Here is a 1,709-nt window from a genome sequence, read left to right as displayed (position 1 = left end):
TGACCGTGGACGCCGTCGTGGCCGAGGCTCGCGCCGTGGCCGCCGCGGGGATGGCGTTCGACGTCGTCCCCGGGGTCCCCGCCGGGACCGCCGTGCCCGCCTACGCCGGGGTCGCCCTCGGTTCAGGGCACGTGGAGGCGGACGTCCGCGCCGGCGTCGACTGGACCGCGCTCTGCGCCTCGCCGGGCACGCTGGTGCTGCACGCCTCCGCCGCGCACCTCACCGAGGTGGCCACCGCGCTGACCGGCCAGGGCCGCGCCTCGGACAGCCCCGTCGCGGTCACCGCGCACGGCACCGAGAACACCCAGCGGACGGTGGGCACGAGCATCGGGTCGATGGCGTCCGACGCCGCCGACCTCGAGGGTCCGCTCATCGTCACGGTGGGCTCCTCGGTCGCCGAGCGCGCCGACCTGTCCTGGTGGGAGTCGCGCGCGCTGTACGGCTGGCGCGTGCTGGTGCCGCGCACCAAGGACCAGGCGGGCGTGATGAGCGACCGGCTGCGCATGCACGGCGCCATCCCCGAGGAGGTCCCGACGATCGCCGTCGAGCCGCCCCGCTCGCCCACCCAGATGGAGCGGGCGGTCAAGGGCCTGGTCGACGGGCGCTACGCCTGGGTCGTGTTCACCTCGACCAACGCGGTGCGCGCGGTGTGGGAGAAGTTCGCCGAGTTCGGGCTCGACGCGCGGGCGTTCTCCGGCGTGAAGATCGCCTGCGTGGGCACGGCGACCGCGGAGAAGGTGCGCGAGTTCGGCATCGTCCCGGAGCTGGTGCCCGACGTCGAGGAGTCGCAGACCTCCACGTCGGAGGGGCTGCTGGACCTCTTCCCGCCGCACGACGACATCCTCGACCCGGTGGACCGGGTGCTGCTGCCGCGGGCGGACATCGCCACGGAGACCCTCGCCGCCGGGCTCACCCAGCGCGGCTGGGAGATCGACGACGTGACCGCCTACCGCACCGTCCGGGCGGCCCCGCCGCCCGCGCCGATCCGTGAGGCGATCAAGACCGGCGGGTTCGACGCCGTGTGCTTCACGAGCTCGTCGACGGTGCGGAACCTGGTGGGCATCGCGGGCAAGCCGCACGCCCGCACCCTGGTCGCCTGCATCGGCCCGGCCACCGCCGAGACCGCGCGGGAGTTCGGCCTGCGGGTCGACGTGCAGCCCGACGAGTCGCGGGTCCCGGCCCTGGTCGACGCCCTGGCCGCGCACGCCGCCAAGCTGCGCTCCGAGGGTGCCCTGCCCCCGCCCCGCAAGGTGAAGGCCCGCCGCCGCTGACCCCTGATCGCACGAACGGCACTCTCGCTCAGACCTAGTGAGCGAGAGTGCCGTTCGTTCTTTCGGTGGTGCCGCTCGCACACACGTTCCGCGATGGGTGCGAGCGGCTGATCAGGGGGTGCCGGCCGCGCAAGATCGCACGTTTCGTGCTCTCAGCGCGGCAAGATCGCGAGTTGCGTGCGCTCAGCGCGGTGCGAGCAGCACTGTGTGCACTCAACTCGCGATCGTGCTCAGACCTTCGCGGGCTTGCGGAACCGGTCCCACCAGCGACGGCGGTGCTCCGCGTCGGCGCGGTCGGCCTCGGCCAGGCGCTCGGCGGTGATCACCGGGATCACCGCGGTCTCGTCCGCCCCGACGGCGTCCTGGTGGAAGTCCGGCGGGTAGGCGGCCCAGCGCTCCTCCTGCGAGAAGCCCGGGATCGGCTGCCACGGCCCGACC

2 protein-coding genes are annotated in these 1,709 nt (G+C 74.0%); one reads left to right on the top strand and one right to left on the bottom strand.

All coding sequences use genetic code 11. From position 1 onward, the window contains the following. The coding region (locus H5J29_RS31615; RefSeq protein WP_181784591.1) for a uroporphyrinogen-III synthase at positions 1-1,271 on the top strand (1,271 nt) is incomplete at its 5' end. A 230-nt stretch (positions 1,272-1,501) separates the two neighbouring features. On the opposite strand, the gene H5J29_RS31610 is transcribed toward H5J29_RS31615, so the two are convergent. Beyond that, on the bottom strand, positions 1,502-1,709 hold a 208-nt coding region (locus H5J29_RS31610), incomplete at its 5' end, for a hypothetical protein (RefSeq protein WP_181784590.1).

The organism is Pseudonocardia pini (assembly GCF_013870575.1).
GTDB classification, from domain to species: domain Bacteria; phylum Actinomycetota; class Actinomycetes; order Mycobacteriales; family Pseudonocardiaceae; genus Pseudonocardia; species Pseudonocardia pini.
The sequence above is the reverse complement of the archived record's forward strand: the minus strand, read 5'-3'. Positions and strand labels throughout refer to the sequence as shown.